This window comes from Nocardiopsis sp. iso_238, from assembly GCF_056173325.1.
Genome location: NZ_CM149668.1, coordinates 1,004,400 through 1,020,788, shown reverse-complemented (window position 1 = coordinate 1,020,788; position 16,389 = coordinate 1,004,400). Strand labels below are relative to the sequence as shown.

Below are 16,389 nucleotides of genomic sequence, written 5' to 3'. Positions count from 1 at the left end.
TTTTTACCCGAGTGGTGTCCTGCGAAAACGCGGAGCGGGCGGGGTGCGATCGCACCCCGCCCGCTCCGGAACCTGAGGACCGACGGCCCCCCGTTCACTGCCTACTGCTGCTGACGCTTCCGGTTCGCGGTGATCCGGCCGCGCTCCTTCTGGTCGAGGATGACCTTGCGGATGCGGACGTTCTCCGGCGTCACCTCGACGCACTCGTCCTCACGGCAGAACTCCAGGGCCTGCTCCAGGGAGAGCTTGCGCGGCGGCACCAGGCGGACGAGCTCGTCGCCGGTGGCCGAACGCATGTTGGTGAGCTTCTTCTCCTTGGTGATGTTGACGTCCATGTCGTCGGAGCGGGAGTTCTCCCCGACGATCATGCCCTCGTACACCTCGGTGGTCGGCTCGACGAACAGCGTGCCGCGCTCCTGGAGGTTGAACATCGCGAACGCGACGGCCACACCGGCGCGGTCCGCGACCAGGGAGCCGTTCGGCCGGGAGCGGATGTCACCGAACCAGGGCTCGAACTTCTCGAAGACGTGGTTGGCGATACCGGTGCCGCGCGTCTCGGTGAGGAACTCGGTCCGGAAGCCGATGAGGCCGCGGGACGGGACCAGCCAGTCCATGCGGACCCAGCCGGTGCCGTGGTTGACCATGTTCTCCATACGGCCCTTGCGGACGCTCAGGAGCTGGGTGATGGCGCCCATGTACTCCTCGGGCGCGTCCACGGTGAGGCGCTCGACCGGCTCGTGCACCTTGCCGTCGATGTTCTTGGTGACCACCTGCGGCTTGCCCACGGTCAGCTCGTAGCCCTCGCGGCGCATCTGCTCGACCAGGATGGCCAGCGCCAGCTCGCCGCGGCCCTGTACCTCCCAGGTGTCGGGGCGCTCGGTCGGCAGCACGCGCAGGGAGACGTTGCCGATGAGCTCCTTCTCCAGGCGGTCCTTGACCAGGCGGGCCGTGACCTTGGCACCCTTGACCTTGCCGACCAGCGGCGAGTTGTTGGTGCCGATGGTCATGGAGATGGCGGGCTCGTCCACCTTGATGAGCGGCAGCGCCACCGGGTTCTCGGGGTCGGCGAGGGTCTCGCCGATCATGATCTCCTCGATACCGGCGATGGCAGCGATGTCACCGGGGCCGGCCTTCTCGGCGGGCTTGCGCTCCAGACCCTCGGTCATGAGCAGCTCGGTGATCTTGACCTGCTGGGTGGTGCCGTCGGTGCGGATCCACGCGACCTGCTGGCCCTTGCGGAGCTCGCCCTGCTGGACGCGGACCAGGGCCAGGCGGCCGAGGAAGGGGGAGGCGTCCAGGTTGGTGACGTGGGCCTGGAGGGGCGCGTCCGGGACGTACTCGGGGGCCGGGATCGTGTCCAGGATGGTGGAGAACAGCGGAACGAGGTTGTCGTTGTCGGGCACGGTGCCGTTGGCGGGGCGCTCCAGGGAGGCCTTGCCGTCACGGGCGCACGTGTAGACGATCGGGAACTCGATCTGCGACTCGTCGGCGTCCAGGTCCATGAACAGCTCGTAGGTGTCGTCCACGACCTCGGCGATCCGGCTGTCGGGCCGGTCCACCTTGTTGATCACGAGGATGACGGGGAGCTTGGCCGCGAGGGCCTTGCGGAGCACGAAGCGGGTCTGCGGAAGGGGGCCCTCACTGGCGTCGACGAGGAGGACGACACCGTCCACCATCGACAGACCGCGCTCGACCTCGCCACCGAAGTCGGCGTGGCCGGGGGTGTCGATGATGTTGATGACCACGTCCTCGCCCTCGGGCGTGGTGTAGTGCACCGCGGTGTTCTTCGCGAGAATGGTGATGCCCTTCTCGCGCTCCAGGTCGTTGGAGTCCATCACACGGTCGTCGACATCCTGGTTCTCCCGGAAGACTCCGGACTGCCAGAGCATGGCGTCAACGAGGGTCGTCTTGCCGTGGTCGACGTGAGCCACGATGGCGACGTTGCGCAGGTCACTGCGGCGGGCGGAGCCCTCGACGGGCGTAGCGCTGGACATGCTTAAGTCTCGATCTCCTGTACTGGGTAGAGACCGCAGAGTGCCACGGCCCGTAGCCAGTTTATGCGGTCATAGCGGGCTGGTTGGGAAACGTACAGGTCACCCCGGTTAGTTTCGTCACCCTGGAAGGGGTGCGGACCGGGGTCCGCCGATCGCCCGGAATCCCTGTCAGGAAGGGCTTTCGTGCGTTCGGAGGAGCGGGGGGAGCGCCTCCAGGAAGGGGACGTCGGCGGGCATCCAGTCGAGGTCGCGGAGCCCCTCCGCGGGCACCCAGCGGACCTCCCGGTGCTCCAGCGCACGGGGTTCCCCGGCGAGGAGTTCGGCCCGCAGCAGGCGCAGCACGGCGGGGCGGGTGTGTCCGTCGGAGGGCGCGGGGAAGGGCACGTCGGCGCCGACCGGTTCCCCGGCTCGGACGGTGACGCCCAGTTCCTCCCGGCACTCGCGGACCAGTGCCTGGGCGGGGGTCTCCCCCGGTTCGGTCTTGCCGCCGGGGAACTCCCACAGTCCGCGCAGGCGCTCGGGTTCGGCTCGCTGGGCGGCCAGGACGCGTCCGTCTCGGATGATGGCCGCGCCGACCACGATGAGTGTCTCTCCCACGGGGAACCACCCTAGGCCCTCGCGACCAACTCAGGGGCTGTCGAGGACCCCTCCCGCCCCGGTGCCCACGCCGCCGGGGTCGGCCGCCGCGAGGTGCCCGCGACGGCCGACCCCGGAGGCCTCGCCGCTACGCCTCCGCGGCGGAGGCGTTCAGCACCCCGGGGATCCGCAGCAGTCTGCCCTGCCGGTCGCTGACGTAGACCGCGTCGTGGGCGTGGTCCAGCCCGATCCCGCAGACCTGGCCGAGACCGTCCGCCGCCGCGCGTTGGAGGCCCTTCTCCTCGCCGTCGGTGCGGACGACCTCGTGCAGTCTGCCGCCCGCCGGGTCGGCCACGTAGGCGTGACCCGAGCCGTCCAGCGCCACACGGATGCTCTGTCCCAGGGCGGTGGCCACCCGCTGCGGGGTGGCCTCCTCCGCCGACAGGTCGACCTCGTACAGCTCGCCCCGGTCGTACTGGCCGACGTAGGCCCGGTCACCGTTCAGCGCCACCCCGGCGGCCCTCGGCACCGGCCAGCTGCGCCGCCGCTCCGCCGAACCGCCGTTCAGGTCGTACTCGACCAGCCTTCCGGCCCCGAGGTCGCTGACGTAGACCCGGTCGTTCGCCGGGTCCACCGCGACGCCGTAGGCGTACACACCGTCCACGACCGTCACGGGTGCGGCGGAGGGGTCGGAGAGCCTCACCGTGATCAGGCGCCGGTTGTTGTGGTCGGTGAGGTAGGCCCTGTCCCCGGGCAGGTCCAGCGCCACGTCGTTGGTGTCCCCCAGGCCCTCCGCGACCCACTCGGTCTCGCCGCTGTCGAGGTCCACTTTGTGGAGCCGACCGCCGCGACCGCGCTCGACCACGTACGCCTTCCGGCGGTCCGGGTCCAGTGCGAGGCCCTCGGCCCTGCCCAGCCCGGTGGCGACCTCGTCCGGGGTCGCCTTCGGGACCTCCGGTCGCGCCAGGTCGACCTTGTGGAGGGGGTGGTGCTTCTCCTCGAAGACGAGGTTCTCCAGCTCGAAGACCTCGTGCTCCCCTGCCAGGGTGGAGACGACCTCGGCCTCGCCCCTCTGCATGAAGGGTTTGCCGTCGTCGGTCAGGTCGAAGGCCTCCTTCTCCTGGCCGGTCTCGTTGAGCTTCCAGGCGAGGACCCTGGAGTACCGGGGGTTCGAGGACTGCGGCCCGGCGGGACGCGCCTCCTTCACCTCGACCGGCTCGGGGTAGTAGAGCGCGACCCAGCCGCCGAAGGTGATGGGGAACTCGTAGTCGAACCTGCGCACCTGGCGGCGCTGGGTGGCCAGCACGTCGACCCGGCTGCCGACCTCACCGCTCAGGGTGGACGACGTCTTGAACCCGGTGGTGAGTGAACCGCTGACCGATCCGGTGATCCCGAGCATCAGCTGGGCCGACAGCTCCCCGGTGCCCGTCGCGGTCCCCGTGGCCGTGGTCGTGCTCGTGGTCTGCGACTGGGACTCCGTGTCGACGCCCTGGTTGTCCTTGCTGTTCTTCAGGGTGGTCTTCTGGGAGTTGTTCAGGGCCATGCTCTTCTGGAGCTGCTGTTGCAGCGAGGCGGTGGCCTTCGCGCCGAAGGTGAGCTGGACCTGCCCCTGGAGCGACCAGCTGATGGTGTTCGAGATGGAGAACTCGACCGTGTGCGACCAGGTCGTGGGGGTCGGGTCGGTCCGGTTGACGTACGTCTGCTTGGAGACGACGTCGGGCGGCGGCTGCGTGATGTCGCCGCGCTCCTCGACGAGGGGCACGCCGACCGTCATGTAGGCGCGCCACTCGCGTTGGTGGGCCGTGTCCTCCCGGTCGGGGAAGTCCCCGAACCGCCCCTTGTTCAGGGAGAACCCGGTGGGGTACACGTACCGGTCCTTGCCGTCGGAGGTCTTCCGCTCCGCCTTTCGCCTCAGTTTCTCCCGGTCCCGTTCCAGGATGACCGGCGCCTTGGCGGCGATGTCGAGTTCCTTGAGGTTCCGCCCCGTCATCGGGTGCCGGATGAAGCGTTCTCCGAGACGGGTCGTGCTCACGTGGTTCTTGGTGGGGCCGCCCATGGCCTTCTCCTTTTCTCGTGACGGAACTCAGGTGGTGGTGCCGATTCCCGAATGGCGACCGGGCGTCATTCCCTGGGCGGCTCGCGGTCGAAGCCCCTGACGTTCGCCGTCGACTCCTCGTTGTCCTTCTTCAGCCCCTCCCGTTCCTCGGCGCTGATCCTCGGTTCGTCCTCCTCCTCGACCTCCACCCGCACCCTGCTGAAGGCCTGGTCCTTGGCGGCGGAGGCCGTTCCGGCGGTGGACTCGGGGTCCTCGCTGGCGTCCTGCTGCTGGGCGGCGACCGTCCGGGTGTTCCCGAACAGCGGGGTGACGAAGTTGGTCAGGATCTCCAGCGCCTCAGGCGAGGTCTCGCGCACGAGCTTCGGATCGCGCTCCACCTCGGGGATTCCGTCGAAGAGCTCCGGGTCCACGCCCTCCCACTCGGGGCGGGCCCCCGGGACCCTTCCGTGCACGTTCCGGGCGGACTCCTCGGCGGACCCGGCCTCGTTCCCGCCGGTGCCGAAGATGTTCTTGAAGGTCATGACCCTCTCCCTTTTCTGTTCTGGTCTCTCACGGGATCACTGCTACTGCGAGGCCTCGCTTTCGCACCACCGGGTTTCGATCGAAGGGTTCACCGCGCACCACTGATGAGGGCGAATCGCCACGGGGCGCTTTCACCGGATTTCACTGATGAGTCGGGGGGGGTCGAGGGTGACGTCATTTCCGGGACGGGGACTCCGCGCCCGTCCATACCCCCATGATGAACCATGTACGCGGTTCATGCATGCTTTTTCCGGACAGAAACCCACCAGCCTCGCAATTGGTCTGCAAAGTCTGGAATAAGAACCTCACGAATTAGATAGACCTATGTCCGGACATGCGAATTTCGAGGGCGCGCCGGGTCGGCCGAGGCGAAGCGGGGTTCAGTCCCCGAGGGGTCTGAGCAGCCGGTGGGCGAGGGAGGTGTGCCGCCGCCCCGAGGAGGCGTTGGCGACCGCGCGGTCCAGGGCACGGCGCGAGCCCACCAGCACGACCAGCCTCCTGGCCCTGGTGATCCCGGTGTAGAGCAGGTTGCGTTGGAGCATCATCCACGCCGAGGTGGTGACCGGGATGACCACCGCCGGGTACTCACTGCCCTGGGAACGGTGCACGGTCACGGCGTAGGCGTGCGCGAGCTCGTCGAGCTCCGCGAAGTCGTAGGCGACCTCCTCGTCCTCGTCCGTGCGCACGGTGAGCTCCTGGGCCACCGGGTCGATGCCGGTGACCACCCCCAGGGTCCCGTTGAAGACGCCGTTCGCGCCCTTGTCGTAGTTGTTGCGCACCTGGGTGACCTTGTCCCCCACCCGGTACACCCGGCCACCCAGCCTGCGCTCGGGTACGTGTTCCCCCGGCGGGGTCAGCGCGGCCTGGAGCGCGGCGTTGAGGTTCACCGCACCGGCCGGTCCGCCCTTCATGGGGGTGAGGACCTGCACGTCACGGCGGGGATCCAGGGAGAAGCGCCGGGGGATGCGCCGCGCGACCACGTCCACCACCGTCTCGGCGGCGTCCTCCGCCTCCTCGCACGCGAACAGGAAGAAGTCGGACATCCCCTGGAACTCCGGCGGCTCCCCCTGGTTGATCCGGTGCGCGTTCGTGACCACACCGGACTGCTGGGCCTGGCGGAACACGTGGGTCAGGCGTACGCGGGGGACGGGCGAGCCCTCCTCCATCAGGTCGCGCAGGACCTGCCCGGCGCCCACGGACGGCAGCTGGTCCACGTCACCGACGAACACCAGGTGCGCCCCGGGCGGAACCGCCTTGACCAGCTTGTTGGCCAGGACCAGGTCGAGCATGGAGGCCTCGTCCACCACGAGGAGGTCGCAGTCCAGCGGGTTGTCGCGGTCGTGCGCCGCCTCACCGCCGGGGCGCAGTTCGAGGAGCCGGTGGACGGTGGAGGCCTCGTGGCCGGTCAACTCGGTCAGGCGCTTGGCGGCCCGTCCGGTGGGGGCGGCCAGGATGATCCTCGCGTCCTTGACCGACGCCATGGTGACGATGGAGGACACGGTGTAGGACTTGCCGCAGCCCGGACCGCCGGTGAGCACGCAGACCTTCCTGGTCAGCGCGGTGCGCACCGCCTCGCGCTGGGCCCGCGCCAGGGTGGCCTCGGAGCGCCGGTCGAGCCAGTCGAGGGCCCGGGGCCAGTCCACGTCGGTGAAGGCGGGCAGCCGTTCCAGCGGCGTCTCCAGCAGGGACCGCAGCCCGCTGGCCAGTCCGATCTCGGCGCGGTGGAAGGGGAGCAGGTAGACCGCGCGGACCGGCGCGCCCTCCGGTCCGGGCACGGTCTCGCGGACCACGCCCTCGGCGGCGACCAGCTCGGCCAGGCACTCGATGACCAGCCCCGCCTCCACCTGGAGGATCTTCACGGCGGCGGAGATGAGCCGTTCCTCGGGCAGGAAGCAGTGCCCGTCGCCACTGGACTCCGAGAGGGTGAACTGGATGCCAGCCATCACCCGCTGCGGGCTGTCGTGCGGGATACCGACCGCCTGGGCGATGGTGTCGGCGGTCCGGAAGCCGATGCCCCACACGTCCGAGGCCAGCCGGTAGGGCTCCTCCTGGACGACCCGGATGGAGTCGTCGCCGTACCTCTTGTAGACCCGCACCGCCAACGAGGTGCTGACCTGGACCCCCTGGAGGAAGACCATCACCTCCTTGATGGCCTTCTGTTCCTCCCAGGCGTCGGTGATGAGCCCGGTCCGCTTGGGGCCCAGCCCGGGTACCTCGATCAGCCGGGCGGGCTCCTCCTCGATGACGTCGAGGGCGTCGGTGCCGAAGTGGTCGACGATCCGCTCGGCCATTCGCGGCCCGATCCCCTTGATGAGCCCGGAGCCGAGGTAGCGGCGGATGCCCTGCACCGTGGCGGGCAGCACGGTGGTGAAGTCGTCCACGTGGAACTGGCGGCCGTACTGGGGATGCGATCCCCAGCGGCCGTACATGCGCAGTGACTCGCCGGGCTGGGCGCCGGGGAGGGAGCCGACCACGGTGAGCAGGTCGGGGCCGCCGCGCCCGGTGTCGACCTTGGCGACGGTGTAGCCGTTCTCCTCGTTGGCGAAGGTGATCCGTTCCAGGACGCCCTGGACCACCGCCCGCGCGGGCGCCGACATGGCGTTCTCCGTCCTCTCAGCGGCCGTCCGTACCGGGGAGCGGTGGGGCGTCGTCCCCCAGGACCGCCAGCACGCGGTCGCGGTCGGCCCGGCGCAGGCCCCCGGCCACCCGGGTGTAGGAGTGCGCCAGCATCTCCAGCAGTTCGTCGTCGGGGACGGTGCCGTCCAGCAGCACGGAGTTCCAGTGCCGCTTGTTCATGTGCCAGCCCGGTGTGACGGCGGCGAACCGTCCGCGCAGCTCCAGGGCGAGTTCGGGGTCGCACTTGAGGTTGACGGTGGCGCCCCGCTCTCCCGGGCCTTCGGTGAGCAGGGCGAACATCTTCTGGTCGGCCACCTTGTACACGAGTGCCCCCGGCCCGAAGGGCTCGCTCTCCCCGGCCTCGGGAAACCACAGCGCGGCGTCGATGAACTGTTCCGGTGTCATGCCCTCTCCCCCCGTCCGCTTCCGAGCCTGCCAGACCGCACCGACCTTCGGGAGCCCCTCCCCCGGCCTGTGGACAACTCTCCCGGCGCCGCACGGGGACGGGCCGCGGCGGAGGCCCGCGGATATGATCCGGCTCTCACCTCCCCACGGCCGGTTGGAGTGCCCATGAAGGCGCGCGGTGTACGCAGACTCGCCCCGCTCGTGCCGGGGGACCCCCTGGAAGTCGGCGGGCACCGGGTGCGCGGCCGGGTCGGTTCGGGGGGCATGGGCACCGTGTACGCCGCCGAGTCACCCGGCGCGCACGGCTACCTGGCCGTCAAGGTGGCCCACCCGGAGCTCGCCCGCGACCAGCGGTTCCTGGAGCGGTTCACGCACGAGGCGCGCCTGCTCGCGAAGGTGGACAGCCCCTGCGTGGCGCGGTTCGTGCGCGCGGACGTGGGCGCCCGGCCGCCGTGGATGATCACCGAGTACGTGCCGGGTCCGACCCTGCGCCACCACGTGGAGCGGTTCGGGCGGCTGCGCGGCGGGATGCTGCTGGGGCTGGCGGCGGGCGTGGCGGAGGCCCTGCGCGCCGTGCACGCGGCGGGGGTGGTGCACCGCGACCTCAAACCCGGCAACGTGGTGCTGTCCGGTCGGGGGCCCAAGCTCCTGGACTTCGGGATCGCGCACGCGGTGGAGGACCCCGACCCCACCAAGTGGCGGCGGCTGCGCCGGATGCGCCGCGCCTACCGGGCGCTGGGGATGCCCTCACCGGCGGGTCTGTCGGACGAGCGCACCGCCCGGATGCTCGACCGTCGGGGCACCCCCGGGTGGATCAGCCCGGAGCAGTACCGGCGCCAGCCCACCACGCACGGGTCCGACGTGTTCCTGTGGGGCGCGACGGTGGCCTTCGCGTCCGTGGGCCACGACCCGTTCGGGACCGCGCCGCCCAGGGAGATGGCCCGGAGGGTGACCGCCGAGGAGCCCGACCTGCGGTACCTGCCCGTGGGGCTGGAGAAGCTGGTGGTGGCGGCGCTGAGCAAGGACCCCGACGACCGTCCCCGCTCCGGGGAGCTGCTGCGCGCCGTCCTTGACCTGGAGGGCCCGGAGGGCGGGGTCCGCACCCCGGCGGGCGCGGGGGACGGCGGTGTGCGCGGGCTGCTGGAGCGCCACTGGACCAGGGTCGCGGTGCGGCCGCCGCTGCCGCCCCGCGAGTGGTCGGGGCTCAGAGGAGGCCGAAGTAGGCGCGGCTCTCCTTGGACCACATGAAGGCCAGCATGGCGGCGGCGAAGCCCAGCGGGACGATCGCGAGGAGCTCACCCGAGAGCAGGGCCCACAGCAGGATGCCCGCGGCGGCGCCCTGGAACAGCAGGGCGCTCCAGAAGACCCCCACCGTGCGGCGGCGCAGGCGGGTGGCGACGAGGACGGACAACGTCCCGTAGACCCCCGTCACCAGGGCCATCAGCCCCATGTACGAGCGCATCATGTCGGCGTCGAAGGCCAGGGCCACGCCCTGCTCGGCGGCGAGCGCGGCCTGCTCGTCCAGGGCCTCCTCCATCACCTCGGCGGGCGCGGACAGCCCCATCACGAAGAGGAGCAGGAGCAGGAGGCCGCTGACGCCGCCGATGAGCATCAGCGTGCGGACGGTCACGACCCGGCGGGGCATGGGTGCGTCGGGACGCAGGGCCTCCAGATGGGGGGCGTCGAAGTCGGGCATCCCCCGTTGCGAGGGCACCCCGCCCTGTCCCGAGTCGGGGTCGTACGGGTCCTGGCCAGAGGGAAACACGGACGTCCTCCGAGGGAATCGAGCCGACTGTCCCCTCCATGGTAGGGGCGTGCCGTCGTGGGGGCGCGGGCCGGAGGCGCCCGGGCGCGCGTCGGTCCGAAACCGGCTACGGACCGCGACCGCAATCGAACCCCGGCCACGCTGGGCTATCGTCTCAGGGCGAGAACCAGCCTGCACACGGAGATTCCGCAAATCGTAACCCCCCGTCCCGTGTCCTCACCCCCGTCCCCATCTAGGGTGAAAAAACTCCGACCCCTCCCGCCCCCGGGGCGGAATCCCCGCACAGTCCCCCAAAGGAGTCACAGCAGACATGTCCAGACTCGTGCGCGCCACCGGCGCACTGATCCTGACAGGCGCGCTGGTGGTGCCCCTGGCCCCCGCGGCCAGCGCGTACGCACCCACGGACACCCCTGACAGCGACGCCGCCTTCACCCTCACCCTGCTGCACGGCAACGACCCCGAGTCCGCGCTCCTGCACGCCTCGGCCGACCCGGACTTCGGCGGCGCCGCGCGCTACACGACCCTGCTCAACCAGCTCCGCGACAGCGAGAACGCGGGCACCGGGGCCGGAGACGGCGAGGCCGCCCACCGCGGCGTGGTCGCCGTGAACTCCGGCGACCTGTACCTGCCCGGACCGGAGTTCGCCGCCTCACGGGAGGAGGGCGCGCCGTTCTACGACGCGATCGCCACCTCCTTCGCGGAGTACGACGCGGTCTCCATGGGCAACCACGAGTTCGACTTCGGCCCCGACGTGTACGCCGAGTTCATCGGCGCCCTGCCCGAGAGCACCCCCGTGGTCGCCGCCAACGTGGACGTGTCCGGCGAGGCCGCCCTGGCCGCCCTGGAGGCCGAGGGCCGGATCGCCCCGAGCACCGTCGCCGAGGTCGAGGGCGAGCGGATCGGCATCGTCGGCGCGCTCTACCCGCCCCTGGCCTCCATCACCAGCCCGCGCGACGTCGTGGTCGACGAGGTCGTCGGCCCGGTCCAGGCCGAGGTGGACCGGCTCACGGCGGAGGACGTCGACAAGATCATCCTCATCTCGCACCTCCAGAACATCACCTACGAGGAGCGGGTCGCCAAGGAACTGACGGGTGTGGACGCCATGGTGGCCGGTGGCGGCCACGAGGTGATGGCCAACCCCGACGACGCCCTGGTCCCCGGTGACGAGGTCACCGTCCACCCGGGTTCCGGTGAGCCGCTGTCCTACCCGCTGGTGGTGGACAACGCCGACGGCGAGACGGTGCCCATCGTCACCGCGGGCTCCAACTACAAGTACGTGGGCCGCCTGGTCCTCAACTTCGACGCGGCCGGCGACCTCCTCTCCGTGGGCGACCGCTCCGGCCCGGTGCGGGTCTCCGGCACCGGCGCCGACGCCGTGGAGCCGCACCCCGAGGTCGAGGCGCAGGTGACCAAGCCGGTCACCGACTACGTCGCGGAGCTGGCCGAGACCGAGGTGGCCCAGAGCGAGGTCGCCCTGGACGGCACCCAGAACCCCGGTGTGCGCACGCAGGAGACCAACCTGGGCAGCCTCATGGCCGACGCCCTGCTGGACACCGGTCGGCGCAACGCCGACGAGTACGGCGTCCCCGAGCCGCAGATCGGCATCCAGAACGGCGGCGGCATCCGCAACGCCTCGGTGATCCCGGCCGGTCCGCTGACCGTGCTGGACACCTACTCGGTCGCGCCGTTCGCCAACCAGGTGGCCGTGGTCCCCGAGATCCCGCGCGGCCAGATCAAGGAACTCCTGGAGCGCGGTGTGGCCTCCGCGCCCGCCGCCGACGGCGGGTTCATGCAGGTCGCCGGGGTGAACTTCGCCTACGACCCCGAGCGGACCGCGCAGGTCGTCACCGAGGACGGCGAGGTGACGACCCCGGGTGAGCGGGTCCGCAACGCGATCCTGCACGACGGCACGGTCATCGTCGAGGACGGCGAGGTCGTGGACGGCGACGCCATCTCGGTCGTCACCAACGACTTCTCGGCGGGCGGCGGCGACATGTACCCGTTCCGCGGCGCCGACTACACCGTGGTGGGCTCCACCTACCAGGGCGCGCTGGAGCGCTTCCTCACCGGGACCCTCGACGGCCGGATCAGCGCCGAGGACTACCCCGAGGGCGGCGCCGACCGCATCGTGGTAGGGGAGAAGGCCACGGTGCCCTCCGGCGGTGACGACGACGATGACGACGACACCGACCCGACCGAGCCGCCCGCGTCGCCCGGCCCCAGTCCGAGCCCGAGTCCGAGCCCCAGCCCGACCGACGGTCCCTCCGGTGGGCCCACCGACGGCCCGGGCGACGGGAAGCCCGGCGACCCGGACGACAAGAAGGGCGGCACCCTGCCGGTCACCGGTGGGGCCCTGACCAGCCTGGTGATCGCCGCCGTGGTCGCCATCGGCGCCGGTGGCGGAGCCCTCTACCTGAGCCGCAGGCGCGGGTCGGCCGCGGGAACCGGCGGGATCGAGGGCTGATCCCCTCCCGTTCGCCCTCGCCGAGCGCGGACGCCGAACAGTGAACGCGGGCCCGTCCGAGTGGAGACTCGGGCGGGCCCGCGTCGTCGTGCTCGGGCGGTCCTGGGACGGGGGTCAGCAGCGCGGCAGCCCCTCGATCGGCTTCCAGGGCTCGCCGTTCCGGAAGGCGGTGGCGCTGACGAAGACGTCGTGGTTGCCCGTGTCGTCGTCGGTCAGCGCCCACCAGGTCGAGTAGCCGTCCTCGCCGTCGGAGTGCGGCTCGCCCTCCACCTGGCAGAAGAAGTAGTGGCGCCCGGCCCAGAGCCAGCCGCCCGTGGGGTACCGGCTCTCCTGGGACCAGTAGGTCCGGGCGTCGCGCCAGGTGGTGTAGTAGTGGCGGCGGGAGAACGGGGTCGCCGCCGGTTCGTTGGCCGGTTCGGCGGTCGGCTCGGCGGTCGGCTCGGCCACCGGTTCGGCCGGGGGTTCTGCGGCCGGTTCGGACGTCGGCTGGGCCGTCGGCTGGTCGGCCGGGGCGGTGACCGGCTTGTCGGTCGGCCCGTCGGCCGGTCTGTCAGCCGGTCTGTCAGCCGGTCGGGGCGGTCCCGCGTTCGGTGCGTCGTCCCGGGGGTTCACCGGGACCTCGACCCGGACGGCCTCCGCCACGGTGGTCCCGGAGGCCGGGGCCGCGAGAACGGTCGGGAGGCAGACCGCGAGGGCCAGGGCCAGGGTGAGTCCGGCGGGGGTGCCCCGCCGCCGCGTGCCGGGCTCCGACGACGCCGCCGACTCCCGCCACCCCCTGGGTCGGGTCGGCCCCTTCGGGCCGCCGGGTCGGTTTCCGGCCTTCTCTTCGCGACGCACCATCCGCACTCCTCGCGTACCCCCGGACCGGGATCGGGGTCCGAGTGGGGTGACGGGTCCGGTGGAGGTGCGCGCCCTGGGGCCCGCCAACCACCACCAACACCACCATTGCCACCCCTATCATCACTCAGAGTGTTCAAGAGGACACGTCACGACGCGGCGGATTCGTCGGAAGAGGGGTCAGCAACCGGCGAAGGACCTGGCGTCGCGGGTCATGTCGTCGCGCTCGGACTGGTCCATGCCGCTGCCCTCGAACCAGATGAACACGATGTGGCAGGCGTTCTGGGCGTCGACCATGTCGTTGTCGTCCTCCTCCGCCTGGGCGCGCAGGTTCACGATGACGATCGAGGCCGTCAGGATGTCGTCGAAGTCGATGACGCGGGCGAGGTTGGTGTCCATCGCGCTCGTGCAGGAGAGGGCCTCCTCCTCCCCGCCGCCGCAGAGGTCGTCGGTCACGTCCCGACCCGCCTCCAGGTCGTAGTCACCGCTGAGCTCGGAGATGACCTCCTCGACGGTCACCTTCTCCTGGGGCTCCTCCGTGGGAGGGTCGCTCGGCTCCCGGGTCGGTTCGGCGCTGGGGAAGGGGTCCTCGGTCGGACTCGGGGACTCCTCGGGCGCGGGCGTGGGAGAGGGGGACGGCGAGAGCTCCGGTCCGGGCTCCCGTTCGGCGGCGATCCGACCGGTCACGACTCCGCCCAGGGCGAGCCCGCCGCCGAGGAAGGAGGCTCCGGCCAGGATGGCGATGACGGCGAGCACAGCGACCACGCCGGTGCCGTACCGGCCCCGGGGGCGAGGTGCCTGGGGAAAGGGCGCCTGGGGAGGCGGCCCCTGGGGAGGGGAGCCGAATTCGTTTCCGCCCGGGGGCGGCGGCTGGGGATTCACGTCCTGGCTCCTCTGCTGTCCGGGAGTTCTGTCGAAGGGCACTCCTACACCCCGCGTTCCAGCTTCCCAGTTTCACCAAGAACGTGCAAAGAAAGAGCTCCTGGTAGCCATTTGCACTATTTGACCGGTATGTGATTAGCGTATTTTCGGCCAACCTTGGGCCATCCGGCGCGCATAATAGGGAAATGCGCCACCCTGGACCTACGATCGGCTCCATGACCTGCGTTTTGCTGGCCGAAGACGATGTCTCGATCTCCGAGCCTCTCGCGCGCGCACTACGCCGCGAGGGTTACACGGTAGACGTGACCGTCAACGGCATTGAGACACTCGACCGCGCCCGTGCGGGAGACATCGACCTCATGGTCCTGGATCTCGGGCTCCCCGAAATGGATGGCCTTGAGGTGGCACGTCGGCTCCGCGCCGAGGGTCACGGAACGCCGATCCTCATCCTGACCGCCCGAGCGGACGAGGTCGACACAGTCGTCGGCCTCGACGCCGGTGCCGACGACTACGTGACCAAGCCGTTCAGGCTCGCCGAACTCCTGGCCCGCGTCCGCGCCCTGCTGCGGCGCGGCGGAGCCGAGGTGCCGGTGGTCCACGGAGTCCGCATCGACAACGACTCGCGCCGCGCCTGGCTGGGCGACCGCGAGCTCCAACTGACCACCAAGGAGTTCGACCTGCTGCGCGTGCTCGTGCGCGACGCGGGCAAGGTGGTCACCCGTGAACAGATCATGCGGGAGGTGTGGGACACCAACTGGTGGGGGTCGACCAAGACCCTCGACATGCACATCTCCTGGCTGCGCCGCAAACTCGGTGACGACGCCAACCAGCCTTCCTACATCACGACCGTCCGGGGCGTGGGGTTCCGGTTCGAACGAGACTGACACGACCTTGGGTTCGACGCGCTTGCCAGTCGACCGCCCAGGGGGTCGGACGGACGTGAGGTGACATGCGCAGGCGGATGGTTTTCTCCACCCTGGTGGTGACCGTCATCGCCGTCATGCTGCTCGGGCTGCCCCTGGGTGCGCTCACCTACAAACTGGTGCACGACGAGGCCAGTCGGCAGCTTGAGGGCGAGGCCGAACTGATCGGCGCCGAGAGCGACAACATGCTGGAGCTCCACGGCGAACTGGATCTGGCCGAGTTCGACCGGGAACACCCGAACCGGTTCGTCCGCATCACACCCGCGGGCGAACCGACCGCCGTGACGGCGGGCGATCCCGCGTTGAACCCCGAGGCCGTGGACTCACCGCGCCTGCTCAGGGCCACCGTCACCACCGGCCGCGACACCAGGGTCGAGGTGTGGAGTGACGGCGAGGACGTCCAGGAGAGCGTCGTCCGCGCCTGGCTGGGCATCGCCTCGCTCTCCCTGCTGGCCATCGGGGTCGCCGTGGGCCTGTCCATGTTCCAGGCCCGCCGCCTCACCCTGCCGCTGGTCGATCTGGCCGCCACCGCCGAACGGCTCGGCTCCGGGGTCACCACGCCCTGGGGACACCGCTACGGCATCCCGGAGGCCGACCGCGTCGCGGAGGTCCTGGACCGCAGCGCCGAACGCATCGCCGGGCTCATCGCCACCGAACGCCACTTCGCCACCGACGCCTCGCACCAGCTCCGCACACCGCTGACCGCGCTCACCATGCGGCTGGAGGAGATCATCGCGGAGTCCGACAACGCGCAGGTGGTCCGTGAGGAGGGCGAAGCCGCCCTCGCCCAGACCGAACGCCTCGTGGAGACCGTCGAGAGCCTGCTGGGCCGCGCCCGCAAGAGCCAGAACCCCGAGGTGGAACCGGTGGAGCTCGACCCGGTCCTCAACCACCTCCAGGCCGAGTGGTCGCCCGTCTTCCAACAGGAGAAGCGCCGACTCCTCGTCACCGGAGACCCCGGACTGACCGCCATGACCGTCCCCACCGACCTCGCCCAGATCCTCGCGACACTGGTGGAGAACGCCTACAAGCACGGTGCGGGGACGGTGACCATCCGCCGCCTCGACACCGGTCAGTCCGTCCGGGTCGAGGTCAGCGACGAGGGTGAGGGTGTCCCCGAGCACCTGTCCGGGCGGATCTTCGAACGCGAGGTCAGTGGCGGCGGCGGTACCGGCCTGGGACTCGCCCTGGCCCGCCACATCGCGGAGTCCGAGGGGGCGAGGGTGGAGCTGGTCCAGACCCGGCCGACCACCTTCGCGCTGTTCCTGCCCGCCGGGGCCGGGGGGCTGTCAAAGATGACGGGGCCCGTCTGATCGTGCTTCTTTGGGCCTCCGCTTCGCTTCGGTGCG

The 16,389-nt window shown here is 70.8% G+C and carries 13 protein-coding genes; 4 read left to right on the top strand and 9 right to left on the bottom strand.

Going from position 1 to position 16,389, the window contains the following annotated elements:
• Positions 1-101 precede the first annotated feature (101 nt).
• The 6 genes from typA to AC0VYL_RS04550 form a co-directional block, all read right to left on the bottom strand.
• Positions 102-1,994, bottom strand: coding sequence for a translational GTPase TypA (typA, locus tag AC0VYL_RS04575; protein ID WP_378742445.1), 1,893 nt, complete (start codon positions 1,992-1,994; stop codon positions 102-104).
• Between the two features lie 168 nt (positions 1,995-2,162).
• Positions 2,163-2,591, bottom strand: a complete 429-nt coding sequence (locus AC0VYL_RS04570; RefSeq protein ID WP_475459524.1) for a (deoxy)nucleoside triphosphate pyrophosphohydrolase — start codon at positions 2,589-2,591, stop codon at positions 2,163-2,165.
• A gap of 127 nt (positions 2,592-2,718) precedes the next feature.
• Positions 2,719-4,626, bottom strand: a complete 1,908-nt coding sequence (locus AC0VYL_RS04565; RefSeq protein WP_475482412.1) for a Vgb family protein — start codon at positions 4,624-4,626, stop codon at positions 2,719-2,721.
• A 65-nt stretch (positions 4,627-4,691) separates the two neighbouring features.
• Positions 4,692-5,147: a hypothetical protein gene (locus AC0VYL_RS04560; RefSeq protein ID WP_475482411.1), complete on the bottom strand. Its 456-nt coding sequence runs from the start codon at positions 5,145-5,147 to the stop codon at positions 4,692-4,694.
• 381 nt (positions 5,148-5,528) lie between these two features.
• On the bottom strand, positions 5,529-7,745 hold the full coding sequence (gene recD2, locus AC0VYL_RS04555; protein WP_475482410.1) for an SF1B family DNA helicase RecD2: 2,217 nt from the start codon (positions 7,743-7,745) through the stop codon (positions 5,529-5,531).
• A 16-nt stretch (positions 7,746-7,761) separates the two neighbouring features.
• A complete protein-coding gene (locus AC0VYL_RS04550; RefSeq protein ID WP_475482409.1) occupies positions 7,762-8,169 on the bottom strand; it encodes an MmcQ/YjbR family DNA-binding protein in 408 nt (135 codons plus the stop codon).
• 165 nt (positions 8,170-8,334) lie between these two features.
• Here AC0VYL_RS04550 and AC0VYL_RS04545 point away from each other — a divergent pair, with 165 nt between their 5' ends.
• A complete protein-coding gene (locus AC0VYL_RS04545) occupies positions 8,335-9,417 on the top strand; it encodes a serine/threonine-protein kinase (RefSeq protein ID WP_475459509.1) in 1,083 nt (360 codons plus the stop codon).
• Here the strand turns inward: AC0VYL_RS04545 and AC0VYL_RS04540 are convergent.
• Positions 9,374-9,865 carry a hypothetical protein gene (locus AC0VYL_RS04540; protein WP_475482408.1) on the bottom strand — a complete coding sequence of 164 codons (492 nt, stop codon included), beginning with the start codon at positions 9,863-9,865 and terminating at the stop codon, positions 9,374-9,376. The two genes, AC0VYL_RS04545 and AC0VYL_RS04540, sit on opposite strands and share 44 nt — an antisense overlap.
• A gap of 379 nt (positions 9,866-10,244) precedes the next feature.
• Here AC0VYL_RS04540 and AC0VYL_RS04535 point away from each other — a divergent pair, with 379 nt between their 5' ends.
• Complete coding sequence (locus tag AC0VYL_RS04535) at positions 10,245-12,398, top strand: 5'-nucleotidase C-terminal domain-containing protein (RefSeq protein WP_475482407.1); 2,154 nt, start codon at positions 10,245-10,247, stop codon at positions 12,396-12,398.
• Between the two features lie 114 nt (positions 12,399-12,512).
• Here AC0VYL_RS04535 and AC0VYL_RS04530 read toward each other — a convergent pair whose 3' ends face one another.
• Positions 12,513-13,238, bottom strand: a complete 726-nt coding sequence (locus AC0VYL_RS04530; RefSeq protein WP_475482406.1) for a hypothetical protein — start codon at positions 13,236-13,238, stop codon at positions 12,513-12,515.
• 177 nt (positions 13,239-13,415) lie between these two features.
• Positions 13,416-14,000, bottom strand: a complete 585-nt coding sequence (locus AC0VYL_RS04525; RefSeq protein WP_475482405.1) for a hypothetical protein — start codon at positions 13,998-14,000, stop codon at positions 13,416-13,418.
• A 332-nt stretch (positions 14,001-14,332) separates the two neighbouring features.
• Here AC0VYL_RS04525 and AC0VYL_RS04520 point away from each other — a divergent pair, with 332 nt between their 5' ends.
• Positions 14,333-15,001 carry a response regulator transcription factor gene (locus tag AC0VYL_RS04520; RefSeq protein WP_026128827.1) on the top strand — a complete coding sequence of 223 codons (669 nt, stop codon included), beginning with the start codon at positions 14,333-14,335 and terminating at the stop codon, positions 14,999-15,001.
• Positions 15,002-15,066: 65 nt separating this feature from the next.
• Positions 15,067-16,353, top strand: coding sequence for a sensor histidine kinase (locus AC0VYL_RS04515; RefSeq protein ID WP_475459498.1), 1,287 nt, complete (start codon positions 15,067-15,069; stop codon positions 16,351-16,353).
• Positions 16,354-16,389 lie beyond the last annotated feature (36 nt).